Here is an 18682-nt window from a genome sequence, read left to right on the forward strand (position 1 = left end):
CTAGTTTTGTTTGACTTTTAGAGGGTATGAATTTCTTCTTCCTATTTTTGTTCATAAATGGTATACTCGTTTTGTTGTTTTTTTAGATATTTTCTAGAAAATTTTCAAAAATAAGAAAAGCTTTTTTAAGCAAGAAATAGGAGTGGGAGAATGAAAGCATATATGCAACGAATGGGTCGATCATTGATGTTACCGGTAGCTGTGTTGCCAGCAGCTTCTTTACTTGTTGGGATTGCCAACTGGTTAGTAGGGGTAGGCATCAGTAATGTAGGAACGACTTTCTTGATGAATGCGGGATTGGCGATTCTTAACCACCTTGCCTTATTATTTGCGGTGGGTTTGGCATTAGGTATGTCAAAAGATAAAGACGGTTCAGCTGCTTTGGCGGGATTGGTCGCTTACTTGATACCACAAACTGTTTTATCTGCAGATTCAGTACAAGGTTTATTACAGTTAGGAGATATAACTGAAGTCAATCCAGCTTTCAATACAATGGACAACAATGTATTTGTAGGGATCGTCGCCGGTCTAGTAGCTGCTGCGATGTATAACCGATTTAGTCAAGTGAAACTACCGATGGCTTTATCATTTTTTAGTGGCAAACGATTAGTGCCGATCATGTCGGCTTTAAGTATGTTAGTGATTTCTGTTGTTTTATTATTTATTTGGCCGAGTGTTTACGATGTACTTGTTTCCTTCGGTCGAGGAATCTCGCAATTAGGTTTTGTTGGTGCGGGCCTTTATGGGTTCTTTAACCGTTTGTTGATTCCAACAGGATTGCATCATGCGCTGAACTCTGTTTTTTGGTTTGATGTGGCAGGAATCAATGATATCGGTAATTTTTTAGCAGGTCAACAAGCTTTAGATAGTGGCACAGCGGTGATTGGTCAAACAGGTATGTATCAAGCGGGCTTTTTCCCAGTCATGATGTTTGGTTTACCTGCTGGAGCATTCGCTATCTACCAAAGTGCGCGCCCAGAAAAGAAAAAACAAGTTGCTTCCTTGATGCTTGCTGCGGGTTTTGCCGCATTCTTCACAGGCGTGACTGAACCTTTAGAATTTTCATTTATGTTTGTCGCATGGCCATTATATGTCATCCATGCCATTTTTACGGGTATCTCATTAGCAATCAGTGCCTTTTTCCATTGGACAGCTGGCTTTGCTTTTAGTGCCGGTTTTGTCGATTACTTTTTGTCATTGAAGAATCCAGTCGCTAACCAGCCACTGATGTTGATCCTTCAAGGGATAGTTTTTGCACTGATCTATTACTTTGGTTTCCGCTTTGCAATCAGTAAGTTCAACTTGATGACGCCTGGAAGAGAAGCCTCTCTTGGAGAAGAAACGCCAGATTTAGCTCCTAGTGAAAATGACTTTACTGATCTAGCAAGTAAGATTTATGAAGGTTTAGGCGGTAGTGAAAATGTTGCCGTCATCGATAACTGTACGACACGATTAAGGTTACAAGTCCAAGATACAGGAATGATCGATGCAGATAAAATCAAACAGACAGGTGTCCCTGGGATGAAAATCATCGATAAAACCAACGTTCAAGTGATCGTTGGCACACAAGTACAATTTGTCGCAGATGAAATGCTACGCTTGCAACAGGGGCAAATAACACCAGTGTCTAAGAAAAAAGAAGAACCAGTAGAAGTAAAGGAGCTTCTTGATCAAGAGGTAGTGATCTATGCACCATCCAAAGGGGAAATAGTACCGATCACTGAAGTAGCTGATCCAGTATTTTCCGAAAAAATGATGGGGGATGGCTACGCAGTGATTCCGCAAACAGCCGAAGTATTCACCCCGGTTGCTGGTACGATCATCAATATTTTCCCAACCAAACATGCGGTTGGCATCAAGACAGAAAATGGCACAGAAGTCTTGTTGCATATGGGAATCAATACTGTTGAGCTGAAAGGTGAGCCATTTACGCTATTTATCAATGAAGGGCAAAAAGTAGCACGAGGACAATTGATTGCTGTAGTCGATTTGGAAATGTTAGAAAAAGCAGGTAAAAAATCAGATATCCTTGTCGTATTCACTAATAGTCAAGAAATAGATAAGTTGCAACTAGACAAACGTTCAGCAGTCCAAGCAAATGAAGTAGTTGGACAAATAGTAAAAAAAACGAATGAACAATAAAGAGTGATGACAAAAGTCATCCGCAAAAAAGCCGAGAGACCCGAAAGCGATGTTTCAAATTTTGGGTTTCACGGCTTATTTTCTTGAAAAATCACTTTTTTGACACTGTTTGTTCGACGTTGAAAGAGCGAGTGCGTGAATACGTTAGATCAATTTAACAGCAGTTCCGCTACATGTGACCATCAACATACCATTGTCGCTACCTAATACTTCATAATCCATTTTCATACCGATGATAGCATCTGCACCTAAATCTTCCGCTCGGCGCGCCATTTCTGCAAGAGCTTCTTCTCGAGCAACTAATAATTCATCTTCATAACTTTTTGAACGTCCACCAAAGACATTGCGAAATCCGGCACCGATGTCTTTTAAAACGTTGATCCCTGTGATAACTTCACCAAAAACAATCCCTTGATACGCCTCGATTGGGCGGTGCTCCACACTACCTGTTGTTGTAATGATCATTTTGATCACTCCTTTCTTTTAAGCAAAGTATAGCAAAGTTACAATTGAAATAGTACTTTTAGCTGTGACTATAATAAAAAAACTGATGTTGCTCATATCGCTTTATTTCATTAACCGATAAGAATGCGCTATACTAAAACTAGAACGAAAGAAACCCCTTACAAAAAACATGTCGATGTTGCAAAGGAGGAATACGAGTTGAAGAAAAGTATTTTACTGCTTTCACATAGCAAAAAAGTAACAGATGGCATCAAAGAAATGATTGAACAGATGCAACGATCCGAGGATGTGGCCATTTATTCTCTAGGTGGGATCGAAGATGATCAAATCGGTTCTGATCCAACTAAGATCGTTGAGGCAATCAATCAATCGCCAGATTCTGATGCCTATTTAGTGTTTGCTGATATCGGAAGTGCGGTTTTGAATGCCGAATTAGCTAAAGATCTGCTTGAAGAAGCACAACAAGAAAAGTATCGACTCGTCGACGCACCGTTTGTTGAAGGCGCTTTTGCCGCAGCAATCACTGCTGGAAATACAGACGATATCGAACAAATCATTCAAGAAGCACAACAATCTGGTAAGAAAGGGTGGGAATAGTATGAAGAAAATCATGAATGAACCTGGAATGATCGTAGAGGAAATGTTAGAGGGGATCGTGAAAAGCTATCCTGAGCTGGTCCATCGTGTCGAAGACTCACGTGTCATTGCGAAAAACCAAGAGCAAAAACAAGTAGGGCTTATTTCTGGTGGAGGAAGTGGTCATGAGCCTGCTCATGCTGGTTTTGTTGGCGAAGGCATGCTAAGTGCGGCGATTTTAGGGGACGTGTTTACTTCTCCTACCCCCGATCAAATCCACACAGCGATCAAAGCAGCAGATCAAGGCGAAGGCGTCTTGATGGTCGTTAAAAACTATACTGGCGATATTTTGAATTTTGATATGGCGAAAGATCTGGCAGAAATGGACGATATCGCAGTGGAACAAGTAGTTGTTGACGATGATATCGCAGTAGAAAATAGCACGTACACCGCTGGAAAACGAGGTGTAGCCGGTACGATCCTTGTGCATAAGATTCTAGGCGATGCAGCTAGAAATGGCGCTTCATTGTCTGAATTGAAAGAATTAGGCGATCAAGTCGTTGCGACAATCAAAACGATTGGCGTGGCGCTAAAAGCGGCAACAGTTCCAGAAGTTGGTAAACCTGGATTTGAATTGGCAGAAGATGAGATCGAATATGGTGTTGGGATCCATGGTGAACCAGGCTATCGTCGAGAAAAGCTGCAACCTTCAAAAGAACTAGCGAAAGAATTAGTAACGAAGATCCTAAGTGATTATACAGAAAAGCCGAAAGAAGTCGGCGTATTAGTCAATGGAATGGGCGGAACACCGTTGATGGAACAGTTTGTGTTCATCAATGATGTGTTGGGCTTATTAGAAGAAGCGGAAGTATCTGTGACTTTCAAAAAAGTCGGTGATTTGATGACTTCCTTAGATATGCAAGGATTGTCACTGACACTGATCGATTTAACGGCCACAAATTGGCAAACTGCGTTAACTAGTGATGTACAAACAATCTCTTGGTAAAGGGTGGATAAACATGAAACTGACGGTAAAAGAAATTCAAGCATGGCTTGATCGTTTTTCAGAAGAAATCAAAGAAAATAAAGCTTATTTGAGTGATTTGGACACGCCGATCGGTGATGGCGATCACGGAAATAATATGGCAAGAGGCGTAACTGCTTATGAAGAAGCTTTCCAAAAAGAGCAACCTGAAACGATCAGCGACACGTTCAAGACGTTTTCGATGACGATGATCTCAAAAGTTGGCGGTGCTTCTGGTCCGTTGTATGGAACAGCATTCATGAACTTGATGAAAGCAACAAAAGGATTAGAAAGTATCGACTCGCAAGAACAATTAGGGGAACTCATTCTTGAAGGAGCTAACGGAATCAAAACAAGAGGGAAAGCGGAGCAAGAAGATAAAACGATGTTAGATGTTTGGTTTCCTGTAGCAGAGGCACTAAAATCAGGGAATCTAACGAAAGAGATAATCGAACAAGCAAAAGCACACACCGAGGGATTGATCGCGAAAAAGGGACGTGCCTCATACTTGGGTGAACGTTCAGTCGGTCATATTGATCCGGGTGCGGCTTCTAGTGCAATCTTGTTTACTGCACTATTAGAGGTAATGGATTAACGAGATATAATTACTAGAAACAAGAGAATGGGACAGAAAACATAACACGTCTCTGTTAATAAAAATCGCCTTCAAAGCTTGAAAAATAGTTTTGAAGGTGATTTTTTTCAGTATTGTGATGATTCCTTTTCTCCTGTGGTGTCAAAAAAAGAAAGCAACATTAACGGAATCAAATACAAGTCAGTCAATAATGATTTCAGAAAATGTAACGACTGGAACAAATGGAGAACCCGAAAATCTGTGTGTCATGGTATTAGCATTTGGAAATAAATGTTTTAAAAATTAACACAATTAGGCAGAAGTCACCTATCCTCTCTAGTTGGAAGATGGATGCCGTTCGGTCTGAGGGTGATCATTGGTCACTCGAAAGCCGTCAAAATAAATGTTATAATTACAGTGATGTTGAGTATGGTGCTGCAATTCCGCTGTGAAGGTGTTTGATTTAAAGAGAGTGAGTTAGCACCACAAGCAAAACTGTAAGGCTTGAAGCCATCTGTTACGATGCACATGTAACAATGATCATGATTAGAGTAAAAAAATGACATAGGCTAAAGCGAACGTCATACTCAGGAGTAAAAGAAAATTCGCCTAAATAAAAAAATATATGCTAGTAACATGTACCTTAGAAAGAGAGTAAGAGGTGAGAAAATGACGTACAATTTTTATGATGAGTATTCTATCGCACGTAATCAATTCCATAACCAACAATTCCCTTCAGAATACTTAGATGATATTTTAGTACGACTCGCTTATCATTCAAGTGCTATTGAAGGAAACACCATATCGTTACCACAGACTGTTTCTATCATTTTGTATAATACGGTTCCAGAAAGAACTTCACTACGAGAGTTGTATGAGATTGAGAACCATAGAGGTGCTTTTGCGTTAATGCTTGAAAAAGTACAAGAAAAAGAAAAGTTATCAGTATCTTTGATCAAGGATATCCATGAACGGTTGATGGATAAACTGATTGTTGATCGTGGTCGATTCAAATCGAATGAAAATGCAATATTAGGTGCAGATTTTAACACGGCTTCACCACAGGAAACGCCGTTGTTAATGCAACAACTTGTTGATAATCTGAATTATCGTTTAGATACTGCAACGACCGAAGGTGAACAACTAGAAGCAATTTTAGATTCTCACATCCAGTTTGAACGTATACACCCATTTAGTGATGGGAATGGACGCGCCGGCCGATTAATCATGAATTATTCTTTACTAAAAGAGGGATTTCCGCCTTTAGTGATTCAAACGGAAGATAAGGGCCAATATTTGGAGTTATTAGCTGAACAAAACGTTAAAGGGTTAACGAAGTATGCCTTTGAACAAATGGCTAAGGAAGAAAAACGACAAGAACAATTCATTGCAAAAGAAAAAGTACAAGATCACGACTTAGAGTTATAAAAGTTGGATAGGAAAGAGTGTGCTCTTTCTAAGAGGTTACTTCTGCTCCCACCGTTTATTCGGTTTTGGAGTATACGTCAAAAGTGAATTTTACTTTTGTCTCAGCTGCTCTTTTTATCTTTATGGGAGGAAAAATTCACTAGAATGTTCGATACAAAAAGATCGCCTTCAAAACTAATTTTTACGTTTTGAAGGCGATTTTTAGCAGATACCATTTATGGATTATGTCCGATCCTCTGATTGTTAAACTAGTTGCTGATACCTAAATATTCCCAGTGCCGCCACCTATTCCTGGACAGTTGATTTCATTCACGACGGAGACCGTTACCGTTTTTTCAACTCTTGGATCTTCTGTTACACCAAAAGTCACAGCGAAATTGCCGGTTTTGTTTGCTTCAATCGTGGAACGTTTCACGTAGACGTTCGCTTTTTGACCAAGGATAGTTGTCGCAGTTGCGCCAGTTGCTTGGATCAACGATGAGTCATCCGTTTCACCCAACTGAACAGTAGCATCGAATGCTTGTAGGAAAAACATGGAAGGAACATAATTGTCAGAAGTGACTGTAATATTAACAGTTTTAGTAACGAATGTTGAGTCACCTTTTAGACCGAAAGTAACCGTATAATTTCCTGGTTCAAATTTGATCGTGGAATATTTGATTTCTACAGGCAAGGGATTCCCTAAAATATCAGTTGCCTTGGCGTTTGTCATGCTGATCAGGGATTGTTGGTCTAGTTGGTCGATCGAGACAGTAGCGTCAGAGGCGTAAACAAAGTAAAGATCTTCCTCCTCCTCCTCGCCTTTATTGTCTGTCACGGTGACTTGGATCGTTTTACGGATTTTTGGTTCTTCTTTGATTCCTAAAACGATTTGATACGTACCGGGGGTATTGCTCACTACATTTGATTTCTTGATAACAACGTCTACTGGATATCCGGAAGATGTCGTTGCTTGAGCTCTTGCTGCTTGAAGAATCGACGCTTCGTCTGTGTTCTCGACAGGAACAGTTGCGTCTTCAGCAGTTAATTGATAAATACCGTAACTCGGGCAATCTTCAAGAGTGTCGCCTACTGTGATAGTGATTACTTTTTCTACTGAAGAGATATTCGTCGTGCCAATCGTCACTCGGTAGATACCAGGGCGATCTTGTACATTACTTGTTTTGATGATTGGCGTGATCTCTACGCCAATCGAATTGGTGATCCGTGCATGAGAGGCGATTAAAATCTGTTCGTTAGATGTTTCACCTACTGCTAATTCAACATTAGATGCACTGATTGCATAAGCTCCGATAAAATCTGTGTCGCTAACTGTTGGCTGCATTTGTACAGCACCGACAGGTTGAGAGACACCCAAGCAAGAGATTGCACACAAAAAAACACCAGCGGATAATGCGGTTTTCAAAACAATGGATTTCATTTCTTTACCTTCTTTCTAAAAAATAATTGTATAACAAGTACAATATAACAGCTGTTCGAGTTATCGACGAAACGATAATTATAGAATTAAAGAAAAAGTGGCACCCACAGAAAAATCGCTGCTTAGCAATGCAGACAGAAATAATGGATCATTCATCCCTGATGCGAGGATCAAGGTTTTTATCCATTCAACAAGTATGCCCGTGTCTCATTTTTTTTAGTTTGAAAAATCAAAAAATTTTTTGGTTGACAAAAAAAACAGTGCGTTCTAAGATAATAGATAGATGAATAAAGAATTAGACGATGAATAAAACGAAGTAGTGATTAAAGCCAATGTTTCAGAAAACTAGTGGTTGCTGCGAACTAGTACATGCTTTAACGCGAATTACATTTTAGGAGTCTATGGCTTGATGCCACGCGACAGCGTTAAATGTTTGAGAGATATGTTTTGGAAGCAAACATATAATTTGGGTGGTACCGCGAATTTTCGTCCCTTGACTGATTAGTCAAGGGACTTTTTTTATTCAATCAAACAACGAGCAGATCTTCTGCTTTGATAAAAAATTATGGAGGGTGATTCGATGAATATTATTGATGAATTAACGTGGCGTGATGCCATTAACCAACAAACGAACGAAGAAAGACTTCGTGAACTTGTTGAAGAAAAGAGTATTTCCCTTTATTGCGGGGTTGATCCAACAGGCGATTCGATGCATATTGGTCATTTGATCCCATTTATGATGATGAAAAGATTCCAATTAGCAGGACATCATCCATATATCTTGATCGGTGGGGGAACTGGAACCATCGGTGACCCAAGTGGCCGTACGAGCGAACGTGTGTTACAAACGATGGAACAAGTACAGCACAATGTAGATGCTTTATCGAACCAAATGCGTAAATTGTTTGGGAAAGATGCAAATATCACATTCGTGAATAACTATGACTGGTTATCAAATATCTCTTTACTGGAATTTTTAAGAGACTACGGAAAAAACTTCAACATCAATACGATGTTAGCAAAAGATATCGTAGCAAGTCGTTTGGAAGTCGGTATTTCATTCACAGAATTCACTTACCAAATCTTGCAATCGATCGATTTCTTACACTTGCACAGAACGTACGACGTGCAGTTACAGATCGGTGGAGCTGACCAATGGGGGAACATCACTGCTGGTTTAGATTTGATCCGTAAATTGGAAGGACCAGAAGCAGAAGCCTTTGGATTGACGATCCCATTGATGCTAAAAGCGGATGGCACGAAGTTTGGGAAAACTGCCGGCGGTGCGATCTGGCTAGATCCTGAAAAAACATCACCTTACGAATTCTACCAATTCTGGTTGAACCAAGATGATCGTGATGTTGTAAAATACTTGAAATTCTTCACTTTCTTATCACAAGAAGAAATCAATGAATTAGCGAAAAAAGTGGAGACAGAACCTGAGAAACGTGAGGCACAACGCCGTTTAGCCGAAGAAGTGACACGTTTTGTCCACAGCGAAGAAGATTTGCAAGAAGCGCAAAAAATCACAGCTGCATTATTCTCTGGAAATATCAAAGAACTAAACGCTTCAGAAATCGAACAAGGCTTTGGAAATATGCCGAATGTCGAGATTTCAAGTACCCCTGAAAATATCGTGGAATTACTTGTTTCCACAAAGATCGAGCCATCAAAACGTCAAGCACGTGAAGATGTATCGAACGGAGCTATAAGTATTAACGGTGATCGCGTAACCGATTTAAATTTTGTCATTGATCCAGCTACAGAATTTGATGGTAAATTCGTAGTGATCAGAAAAGGGAAAAAACGCTACTTTTTGGCCAAAGTAGTTGATTAGAATTTAGTAATTTTTTGCCTTGTAAAAGGTCTATTCCATTACAAAATTCCAATTTTTGAAACTTATCCTAATAGTTACGCCGATTGTCGTTAATACAATCAAAAGGAGAGAATTTACATTTGTAAATTCCCTCCTTTTTTTAATTTTTATCAATTGTACCAACAATTCAAACAATTAAAAACATTAAAATGAAATGAGGAAAATAGAAAAAATGATATTTACAGAAATAAAAAACAGGTGTAACCTAAGCCTCGACAAAATTTAAATAATTATTTTTAGGAGGGTTTCTTCATGGAATCAAATGTAAATGATTTAAATTTAAATGCACTATTCATTGGAGACAAAGCAGAGAATGGCCAAATCTATAAAGCTTTGTTAAATGAATTAGTGGACGAACACTTAGGATGGCGTCAAAATTATATGCCACAAGATATGCCGATCATTACGCCGGAAGAAAAAAGCAGTGAAAGCTTCGCTCACACGATCAACAAAACAAAAGACGTGTTAGCAGAAATCTCTACGCGGATGCGTACGCACTCTGTCCCATGGCATAATGCAGGACGTTATTGGGGACATATGAACTCTGAAACATTGATGCCATCATTATTGGCTTATAATTTTGCGATGTTATGGAACGGAAATAATGTCGCTTATGAATCTTCTCCAGCAACGAGTCAAATGGAAGAAGAAGTAGGAATGGAATTTGCTACATTGATGGGGTACAAAAATGGCTGGGGACACATCGTCGCAGATGGTTCATTAGCTAACTTGGAAGGTCTATGGTATGCACGTAACATCAAATCATTGCCACTTGCGATGAAAGAAGTGACACCTGAATTGGTTTCCGGAAAAACAGACTGGGAATTGATGAATCTTTCAACGCGTGAAATCATCGATCTATTAGATCAAGTGCCAGAAAAAATCGATGAGATCAAAGCACATTCTGCACGCAGTGGGAAACATCTGCAACAATTAGGTAAATGGTTAGTACCACAAACAAAACACTACTCTTGGTTGAAAGCAGCAGACATCATTGGTGTCGGTCTAGATCAAGTGATCCCAGTGCCTGTCGATCACAACTACCGCATGGATATCAATGAACTTGAAGCGATCATTCGTGAATTGGCTGCTGAACAAACACCAGTTTTAGGTGTCGTTGGTGTCGTTGGTTCTACCGAAGAAGGTGCAATCGATGAAATCGACAAAATCGTTGAATTACGTCGCGCACTAGAAAAAGAAGGTATTTATTTCTATCTACACGTAGATGCAGCTTACGGTGGTTACGGACGTGCGATCTTCCTTGATGAAAACAATGAGTTCATTCCATTTGATCAATTGAAAGAAGTACACGCAAAACATCATGTCTTCACAGAAAATAAAGACTATCTTTTAAAAGAAGTGCATCATGCGTATCAAGCAATTGAAGAAGCAGAATCAGTAACGATCGATCCACATAAAATGGGCTATGTTCCTTACTCTGCTGGAGGAATCGTAATCAAAGACATTCGTATGCGCGATGTGATCTCTTACTTTGCAACGTATGTATTTGAAAAAGGAGCAGATATCCCAGCGTTACTTGGTGCTTATATCTTAGAAGGATCAAAAGCGGGAGCAACTGCCGCAAGTGTTTGGGCAGCACATCATGTACTACCATTGAATGTGACTGGTTACGGTAAATTGATGGGGGCATCGATCGAAGGTGCACATCGTTTCTTCAATTTCTTGAATAATTTAACATTCAAAGTGGGCGATAAAGAAATCGAAGTTCATCCATTGACTTATCCAGATTTCAATATGGTCGATTATGTATTCAAAGAAAAAGGCAATGATGATCTGGTAGCAATGAATCAATTGAACCATGATGTGTATGATTATTCTTCTTATGTCAAAGGAAGCATCTATGGCAATGAATTCTTGACCTCTCATACAGACTTTGCGATTCCAGATTATGGCAATAGCCCATTACAATTTGTAAAACAATTAGGATTTACAGAAGAAGAATGGGAACGCGCTGGAAAAGTCACAGTCTTACGTGCTAGTGTCATGACGCCATATATGAATAAAGCAGAACATTTTGAAGAATATGCAGAAAAAATCAAAGCAGCACTTCAAAGTAAACTAGAAAAAATCTATGCAGATCAGTTAGTGGCAAACGAAACAAAATAAACGTAAATCTTTGGATGAGTGAGGAGAAAGGGAGTCGAAATGAGCGCTCATCTCTCGTTCAAAAAGAACGAAGGATGAGCTTCCTCTCTCAACTCATTTATTTCATGTTGGAGTGCCTTTGAAGCTTGATGATCCAAGCAAAAATACTCAAAGCACAAGTTGTCCGTACGTTTGCTTTTATTTGCTATTAATGAAAAAGTTTCAAAGACACGCCTATTTAATCATTAATAAGGAGAGTGTCAAAATTGAGTAAAGCTCAAGTAAGTAAAATGGGGCTAGGAACATTTATTGGTTTGACTATGGCGCTATGTGCCACTGTTCGTAGTATCCCAACGTTGTCAGCTGTTGGTTGGACATTGATTTTTTACACTATTTTTGCCGTCTTGTTTTTTGCTGGACCTATTTCAATGATTTCTGGTGAATTATCAACGATGCTTCCACAAGAAGGAGGCCCACAACTTTGGGTAAAAACAGCACTAGGTAGTAAATGGGGTTTTGTCGTTGCTTGGTTGCTATGGGTGCAAATGTTTCCGGGAATGGTAATGGTCGCTTCTACCTTAGGGCCATTATTAGGAAATACATTTGGAAATGCGTCTCTTGGAAATAATCACTACTTTGTTTTAGGTTGTATCTTGGTCATCTACTGGATCATCACCTTGCTCAACTTGAAGTTTGACATGGCGAAAGTCGGCGGGAACATTGGTGTTTGGCTAGGGGTATATATTCCTGTTGTGATCATGTTTGTTTTGGGGATCTTAGCGTTTTTCAAAGTGGGACTTGTTTCAAATGGCTATCTAGGAGATTTCTCATGGTCGAAAGCATTGCCTGATCTACAACACAGTGATTCGTTGAAATATTTGGCAGGGATCACATTTATCTTTGTAGGGATCGAAATGAGTTCAGTCTATATGCCTCGTTTGAAAGATGCAACGAAGAACTATACTAAAGGGGTCTTCATTGCATTGATCGGACTTGTCTTATTGAATGTCATCAACGCTTTGTTTGTCGCAAATGTCGTACCAGAAGGAACGATGGAATTGGCAAATATCACACAACCAGTATTGATCTATTGTGATATTTTAGGATTGCCAACGATCATTGGTAATATCTTCAGCTTTATGGTCTTTATTGGTGTTCTTTTACAATTATCTGCTTGGGTAACTGGACCTTCGAAAACGATCATCCAAGTGGCTCGTGAAGGGTTCTTACCACCAAAATTTGGTTTCCATAAAGAAAACGAATATGGTGTTTCGAGAAATGTTGTATTGACACAATCAGTAGTTATCTCACTCTTTGCATTGCTATATGGCATAATGGATGATGTAAGTGCGGTCTTTCTTACATTAACAAATGCAACAACCGTGATTTATTGCATTGTTTATTTCTTGATTGCCGTATCATTATTAAAAATGAGAACTAGCCATCCAGAATTGGCACGTCCTTATCGAATCGGTAAAAAAGGAAATGGCTTTGCTTGGCTTGTTAGCTGTATGTTGATGCTGGCAATCATCGCCGTTGTTGTTTCAACATTAGGAACTTCAACATTAGCGGATGCATTGCTTGTTGGGGCCATTGCGATCGTGATGTTCGTTATTCCGTTGATCATCAATCGCGTGAAGAAAGCAACCTGGTTGACTGAAGTTGAAACAGACTTAAAAGAATAACAGGAAAAACGATCTCTTAGAGAATATAAAACAACACCTATGAAGAACTTTTTTCTTCGTAGGTGTTGTTTTTCTTAAAAAATCAAGAGCAAAAAATAGAGACGTCTCAACTTTTGGCTAAGTAGACGTGTTCTAATGCTCTATTTTTGTTTGATCTTCCTAGGAATGAATGACCTATTTTTCTTTCAATGGAACAACAGTTTCTCGTTTGATCAAACGATGGGGGATCACTAAGCGCACGCCATTGCTCACTTCTTCATGGATCAGTTCTTGTAATTTTTGCATTGCGACTCGCCCTAACTCAGAGATATCGATGTCGATACTCGTTAAATAAGGGTGCATCAAAGTAGAAAAAATCGAGTTATTGAAGCTGATCATCGAAAGGGTTTCCGGGATGACATAGCCATACATTTGAGCGAGTTGCATCGTGCGCAGCGCGAAAATATCATCGATGACAACTAATGCTGTCGCTTTCGTATTTTTCAAAATCGAATCAAACGCCAAGTAATCTTCGGCTTGTTCCAAAGTGACACTTGGCTGGGCATTCAACCCCGCTAACATCATGGCTTTTTGATACCCGAAATAGCGTTCAAAATATAAACTTTCGTGGGTGGTATTAGTCACGAAAAGAATGTTTTTATGACCATTATCAATCAAGAATTCAGTTGCTTGTTTTCCTAACAATTGATTGTCATTGTCAATGTAGATGATTTCGTTCTCATGATGATACGGTTGTCCGATCAGCGTGAACGGAATCTGTTGTTCATAGAGATAATCGATGACTGGGTCTTCGCTATCCGAATAAACAAGGATAAAGCCATCGACTTGTTTTTGCAAATGCATTCGCTGAACGTTCTCTAACAAGAGGTCGAAACTTTTGGCTGTAGCGATAGCTGTTGTCACGCCGTGATGACGAGCTTCTTCGTTGATTGCTTCCATGATCTCAAGATAAAACGGGTTGCCAAGACGCTCTTTTGAATCGAGTGGTGGAAGAATGACACCTACAGCGCTTGATATACGTTTACCAAGATTTCTCGCCGTGATATTTGGCACATATCCTAGCTCATCCATGATTTTTCGTACTTTCTTTTTCGTTGTTTCAGAAATGCTTGGATGATCGTTGATCACGCGAGAAACAGTCGATGTCGCTACACCTGCTTTTTTTGCAACATCTTTCACTGTAATTGACATAAATTAAATCACCTTTCTTTTTTCATCGTTCATCGTCTTGGTTGGCTTCTTAAAATCAAATAAAGCAAAAATGGTCAAGTGAATGTACTGAATTCATAAGTTGTTTGGCTGATACGTTCTTGTCCAGGACGTAGTGTAATCGAGCCAAACGCCGGAAAGTGAACGATATCTGGTATTTCTTGTGGTTCGATGGCTAAACCAAAATTAGAGTGCATTTTTTTGCCATTGATTTGTAGCTCTTCATCGAATCCAGTTGTAGAAAATAATACCATACTTTTGTTCGTAGTTGCTATATTCATTTGGCGACCGGAAGTTTCTTCTGATAATGTTAAACTATTTTTTGTTAGTTTCGGTGAATTCAATAAAAAGACATCATCAAGCCCCATAGGATACTTAGACAAAATTTCCGTTAAGGGATTCGATTTATGGAAATCGATGGGTAAGTCCTCTTTAGCGATTGTTTCTCCTGTAGGTAAGTTATCATGATCAAGAAGTAACAGGCTATCTAATTGGATTTGAAGTTGATGCGTATCAATATCTCGCTTTCCATTACCTGATAGATTGAAATAGGCGTGATTTGTAGGATTACAAATCGTTTCAACGACGCTATTCGCCTTAGTGATCATCACTAATTTGTTGCCCTCTAACTGATAAGTGACAGTAGCGGTGATTGGTCCTGGATAACCTGAAGAAGTGTCTTTTAAATAAAAGACGACACCAACTGCTTGAGGTGATTTGAATACTTCTACCTCCCAAAATTGAAAGGACCAACCGTTTGTTCCGCCATGGATATGATGATGCCCATTATTTTTTTCGAGTTGATGCGTTTCCCATTCGCCATTTCTGATCCTACCTGCCACTGGACCAACAGTTGCACCAAAAAAACTTTGATCGGATAAAACATCTTGGAGATTGTCGTAAGAGAGTAAGACATTTTCCTTGAGACCATTCCTGTCGGGTGTGAACACTTGGTGTAAACGAGCACCATAATTGAGAAGAACGACTTCTAGCTCGTCGTTCTTCAATGTGATTTTTTTTAGGTTTGTTTGTTTGATGGGGAGAACAGAGATGCTTGGTTCAGACATCTTTACGCCAAACTTGTTGCAGATAGTCGAGTGTTAACGCAGACGTATCAGCGACGATCGGAATTTCCTCCCCAAGATCTTCCTTGCGCCCAATGCCTACAGGATAGGCACCGCTTGCGATGATTGCTTGGATGCCTGCTTTTGCATCTTCGATACCTACACACTCAGTAGCAGCTAAGCCGATTTCTTTTGCTGCTAATAAAAAGATATCAGGGGCGGGTTTGCCACTTGCTACTTTGCCAGGGTCGGCAATTGCATCAAAGTAGTCAGTCAATTGCATTTTATTCAGCAACAATGGGCCGTTTTTGCTTGCGGAAGCTAAGGCGATCTTGATGTCCGCTTCTTTTAATTCCGTTAATAAGGAAACGATACCCGGAAATACGTCTGATGGTGTGATTTCTTGGATCATTTCTAGATAGTACTCATTTTTACGCTTAGCTAAATCAGCGAATTCTTCGTTTGAGAAATCATTTTCTTTCTTACCATAGGCAAGAAGTAACGTCAATGAATCTTCCCGGCTAACGCCTTTCAATTGTTCGTTGAAGTTGCGGTCGATTGAAACCCCGATTTCTTCACCAAGTTTTTTCCAAGCGCGATAATGGAACTCTGCTGTGTCGGTGATGACACCATCTAAATCGAATAGAACACCCTTAAACATGTGCATCTTCCTTTCTCAATGGGATCGTCAATTGATCAGTCAACGCTTGTTTTTGTCCGTAAACACTTAATTCTAGTGCTTCACCATTTAGTAATGTGAAGGTTACTTGTTCGTCAGAAACAGCAACAAAAATCAAACGACCACGATAGTTGATATGGAAAGAATAGGCATTCCATGTGTTTGGTAAAAACGGAGCAAAAGATAATTCGCCATGGGCAGTTTTCATTTGAGCAAAGCCTTGGACGATTGCTAACCAGCTACCTGTCATCGAAGTAATGTGCAAGCCATCTTCCGTGTCGTTATTATAGTTATCCAAATCTAAACGAGCAGTACGTTGATACATTTCAACTGCTTTTTCTTCCAAACCAAGTTCAGCAGCTAAAATCGCATGGATACTTGGGGAAAGGGAAGACTCATGGACAGTCATTGGCTCATAGAAATCAAAGTTTCGTCGTTTTTCCTCTGTTGTAAATTCTTCATTGAAGAAGTAGATGCCTTGTAAAACATCCGCTTGTTTAATAAAGCAAGAACGCAAGATTTTATCCCAAGACCATTTTTGATTCAATGGCAATTCGCTGAGCGGTAAATCCGAAACCGGCATCAAATCTTTATCTAGGAATGTATCATGTTGAACAAAAATACCTTGCTCTTCGTCAACAGGGTAGTACATATTCTCAACGATATCTGCCCATTGATTTAATTCTTCTTCAGTGATCTCGATCGTTGCTTCTTCTTTATAAGCTAAATAGTTTTCTCGTGTATAACGGAGGACCCAAGCAGCAATCGTATTCGTATACCAGTTATTATTGATGTTGTTTTCGTATTCATTTGGACCAGTCACGCCGTGGATCATATATTTGTTTTGGCGTTTTGAGTAATGGACACGGTCTGCCCAGAAACGAGCGATTTCAGCCAATACTTCAAGCCCTTCTTTTTTCAGATAAGACGTGTCGCCAGTATAATTTGTATAGTTGTAAATCGCATAAGCAATTGCACCGTTCCGGTGGATTTCTTCAAAGGTGATTTCCCACTCATTGTGGCATTCGACACCAGTAAAGGTCACCATTGGATAAAGGGCACCTTTTAATCCTTGTTGTTGGGCATTATGAATAGCTTGTGGCAATTGATTATGACGGTATTTCAATAAATTTTTCGTCACTTCTGGGTCAGCTAATGCAAGATAAAGTGGCACGGCATAAGCTTCTGTATCCCAATAAGTGGCACCGCCGTATTTTTCACCAGTAAAGCCTTTTGGTCCAATATTCAAGCGCTCATCTTCACCATAATAAGTAGAGAATAATTGGAAAAGGTTGAAACGAATCCCTTGTTGCGCTTCGTCATCACCCTCTATGACTACATCCGCTAATTCCCAACGTTTTGCCCAAGCGGCAGTTTGTTCTTCTTTGGCTGCATCGTAATGGGTAGTCAACTGTTTGAATTCTTCTATAAGTGTTGAGGCTTGTTGTGCTTCAGGGATATCACGACTTGTCAAAATCACGACTTCTTTGTCCATGACGATCGGTTCATTTAGCGTTAGGTCAAATGAGAAGACGCCTTGTAACGCTAATGTCTTTTCTTCAAATACAGGTATCGTTTCTTCACCGTTGATCAAATGACGCATGCCAGCAGTGACAGTGAATTGTTCAATATCAAAAGCGTTAGGAATCGTTTTGGTTGTCAAATAACCGATTGAATCTTTTGTGCTGCGGTCGATTTGATTCCAGAAATGTTCATCGTAGTTACTATCTTCATTTTGAACATTCCCATCAAGTTTGGAAACAAATTTTACATTGCCAGTGCCGGCAAGTAGTTCTACAGTTACACGGATATAAGCTGCTTCGTTTTTGACGATACTCAAGAAACGCTCAAATGAGAACCGAACTTTATTCGTTGCTGTGGTGATCGTAAAATGACGAGATAAGACCCCGTTTTTCATATCTAATTCCCAATGAAAATCCTCTGGATCAAGAGAAGCTAAATCAATCAGTTGGTCGTTGATGTAAATGTCCATCGCAATAAAGTTGACAGCGTTGATCACTTTTCCGAAGTATTCAGGATAGCCGTTTTTCCACCAACCAACACGAGTTTTGTCGGGATACCAGATGCCCGCTAAATAGGTACCTTGATGATGATCGCCAGAGTACGTTTCTTCAAAATTCCCACGCATCCCCATGTAGCCGTTTCCAATACTTGTCAAGGACTCTTGCAAACGTAAATTTTCTTTATCTAATGTTGTCGTACTGATTTTCCAAGGATCGATTTGGAATAAGCGTTTGATTTGTTTCATGATTCTCCTCCTAAATGTTTCATTTCTTAGGTTTATAATAAACGCAACCGGTTGCGTTAGTCAATAGCAAAGTGAGAAATCGAGAATCTTTTTGTTGAGAAATGACTAGCAAGAAAAAAATATCGTGAATATATTATTATTGATAAAGAGTCTATACTATATTGT

Annotated in this window: 14 protein-coding genes and 1 other annotated feature; of the genes, 8 read left to right on the forward strand and 6 right to left on the reverse strand. The window is 39.5% G+C overall.

Annotated elements, in window-relative coordinates:
* Positions 1 to 150: 150 nt before the first annotated feature.
* The gene (gene nagE, locus JZO83_RS07525; RefSeq protein WP_207115400.1) at positions 151 to 2142 is read left to right on the forward strand and encodes an N-acetylglucosamine-specific PTS transporter subunit IIBC; all 1992 of its coding nucleotides are present in this window, start codon (positions 151 to 153) and stop codon (positions 2140 to 2142) included.
* Between the two features lie 144 nt (positions 2143 to 2286).
* Here nagE and JZO83_RS07530 read toward each other — a convergent pair whose 3' ends face one another.
* The gene (locus tag JZO83_RS07530; RefSeq protein ID WP_207115401.1) at positions 2287 to 2607 is read right to left on the reverse strand and encodes a heavy metal-binding domain-containing protein; all 321 of its coding nucleotides are present in this window, start codon (positions 2605 to 2607) and stop codon (positions 2287 to 2289) included.
* Between the two features lie 198 nt (positions 2608 to 2805).
* Between JZO83_RS07530 and dhaM the strand changes: the two genes are divergently transcribed.
* The 4 genes from dhaM (at position 2806) to JZO83_RS07550 (ending at position 6209) form a co-directional block, all read left to right on the forward strand.
* A complete protein-coding gene (gene dhaM / locus JZO83_RS07535) occupies positions 2806 to 3204 on the forward strand; it encodes a dihydroxyacetone kinase phosphoryl donor subunit DhaM (protein WP_207115402.1) in 399 nt (132 codons plus the stop codon).
* Between the two features lies 1 nt (position 3205).
* A complete protein-coding gene (gene dhaK / locus JZO83_RS07540) occupies positions 3206 to 4189 on the forward strand; it encodes a dihydroxyacetone kinase subunit DhaK (protein ID WP_206855756.1) in 984 nt (327 codons plus the stop codon).
* A 13-nt stretch (positions 4190 to 4202) separates the two neighbouring features.
* The gene (gene dhaL, locus JZO83_RS07545) at positions 4203 to 4802 is read left to right on the forward strand and encodes a dihydroxyacetone kinase subunit DhaL (RefSeq protein WP_206855758.1); all 600 of its coding nucleotides are present in this window, start codon (positions 4203 to 4205) and stop codon (positions 4800 to 4802) included.
* A gap of 648 nt (positions 4803 to 5450) precedes the next feature.
* Positions 5451 to 6209, forward strand: a complete 759-nt coding sequence (locus JZO83_RS07550; RefSeq protein WP_207115403.1) for a Fic family protein — start codon at positions 5451 to 5453, stop codon at positions 6207 to 6209.
* A gap of 262 nt (positions 6210 to 6471) precedes the next feature.
* Here the strand turns inward: JZO83_RS07550 and JZO83_RS07555 are convergent, their stop codons facing one another.
* Entirely contained in the window at positions 6472 to 7629 is a 1158-nt protein-coding gene (locus JZO83_RS07555) for a hypothetical protein (RefSeq protein ID WP_242542504.1), read from the reverse strand.
* 293 nt (positions 7630 to 7922) lie between these two features.
* Positions 7923 to 8126 (forward strand) — a binding site (T-box leader).
* An 83-nt stretch (positions 8127 to 8209) separates the two neighbouring features.
* On the opposite strand from JZO83_RS07555, the gene tyrS reads away from it, so the two are divergent.
* The 3 genes from tyrS (at position 8210) to tyrP (ending at position 13296) form a co-directional block, all read left to right on the forward strand.
* Positions 8210 to 9466, forward strand: coding sequence for a tyrosine--tRNA ligase (gene tyrS, locus JZO83_RS07560; protein ID WP_010736393.1), 1257 nt, complete (start codon positions 8210 to 8212; stop codon positions 9464 to 9466).
* Between the two features lie 291 nt (positions 9467 to 9757).
* Positions 9758 to 11632: a tyrosine decarboxylase gene (gene tdc / locus JZO83_RS07565; RefSeq protein ID WP_207115404.1), complete on the forward strand. Its 1875-nt coding sequence runs from the start codon at positions 9758 to 9760 to the stop codon at positions 11630 to 11632.
* A gap of 245 nt (positions 11633 to 11877) precedes the next feature.
* On the forward strand, positions 11878 to 13296 hold the full coding sequence (gene tyrP, locus JZO83_RS07570) for a tyrosine-tyramine antiporter (RefSeq protein ID WP_206855765.1): 1419 nt from the start codon (positions 11878 to 11880) through the stop codon (positions 13294 to 13296).
* A gap of 174 nt (positions 13297 to 13470) precedes the next feature.
* Here the strand turns inward: tyrP and JZO83_RS07575 are convergent, their stop codons facing one another.
* From JZO83_RS07575 to JZO83_RS07590, 4 genes are all read right to left on the reverse strand, one after another.
* Positions 13471 to 14487 carry a LacI family DNA-binding transcriptional regulator gene (locus tag JZO83_RS07575; RefSeq protein ID WP_207115405.1) on the reverse strand — a complete coding sequence of 339 codons (1017 nt, stop codon included), beginning with the start codon at positions 14485 to 14487 and terminating at the stop codon, positions 13471 to 13473.
* A 74-nt stretch (positions 14488 to 14561) separates the two neighbouring features.
* Complete coding sequence (locus JZO83_RS07580) at positions 14562 to 15572, reverse strand: aldose epimerase family protein (RefSeq protein ID WP_206855771.1); 1011 nt, start codon at positions 15570 to 15572, stop codon at positions 14562 to 14564.
* Positions 15565 to 16230: a beta-phosphoglucomutase gene (gene pgmB / locus JZO83_RS07585; RefSeq protein ID WP_207115406.1), complete on the reverse strand. Its 666-nt coding sequence runs from the start codon at positions 16228 to 16230 to the stop codon at positions 15565 to 15567. Before pgmB ends, JZO83_RS07580 begins: the two co-directional genes overlap by 8 nt.
* Positions 16223 to 18517: a glycoside hydrolase family 65 protein gene (locus JZO83_RS07590; protein ID WP_207115407.1), complete on the reverse strand. Its 2295-nt coding sequence runs from the start codon at positions 18515 to 18517 to the stop codon at positions 16223 to 16225. Before JZO83_RS07590 ends, pgmB begins: the two co-directional genes overlap by 8 nt.
* Between the last annotated feature and the right edge of the window lie 165 nt (positions 18518 to 18682).

It is taken from the genome of Enterococcus sp. DIV1298c, assembly GCF_017316315.1.
Taxonomy (GTDB): domain Bacteria; phylum Bacillota; class Bacilli; order Lactobacillales; family Enterococcaceae; genus Enterococcus_B; species Enterococcus_B mangumiae.

Coding starts and splice junctions, on each gene's coding strand:
- tdc (WP_207115404.1), top strand. CDS start 9,758: ATGGAATCAAATGTAAATGATTTAAATTTAAATGCACTATTCATTGGA.
- JZO83_RS07530 (WP_207115401.1), bottom strand. CDS start 2,607: ATGATCATTACAACAACAGGTAGTGTGGAGCACCGCCCAATCGAGGCG.
- JZO83_RS07555 (WP_242542504.1), bottom strand. CDS start 7,629: ATGAAATCCATTGTTTTGAAAACCGCATTATCCGCTGGTGTTTTTTTG.
- dhaK (WP_206855756.1), top strand. CDS start 3,206: ATGAAGAAAATCATGAATGAACCTGGAATGATCGTAGAGGAAATGTTA.
- nagE (WP_207115400.1), top strand. CDS start 151: ATGAAAGCATATATGCAACGAATGGGTCGATCATTGATGTTACCGGTA.
- JZO83_RS07575 (WP_207115405.1), bottom strand. CDS start 14,487: ATGTCAATTACAGTGAAAGATGTTGCAAAAAAAGCAGGTGTAGCGACA.
- tyrS (WP_010736393.1), top strand. CDS start 8,210: ATGAATATTATTGATGAATTAACGTGGCGTGATGCCATTAACCAACAA.
- JZO83_RS07580 (WP_206855771.1), bottom strand. CDS start 15,572: ATGTCTGAACCAAGCATCTCTGTTCTCCCCATCAAACAAACAAACCTA.
- JZO83_RS07590 (WP_207115407.1), bottom strand. CDS start 18,517: ATGAAACAAATCAAACGCTTATTCCAAATCGATCCTTGGAAAATCAGT.
- pgmB (WP_207115406.1), bottom strand. CDS start 16,230: ATGTTTAAGGGTGTTCTATTCGATTTAGATGGTGTCATCACCGACACA.
- dhaL (WP_206855758.1), top strand. CDS start 4,203: ATGAAACTGACGGTAAAAGAAATTCAAGCATGGCTTGATCGTTTTTCA.
- JZO83_RS07550 (WP_207115403.1), top strand. CDS start 5,451: ATGACGTACAATTTTTATGATGAGTATTCTATCGCACGTAATCAATTC.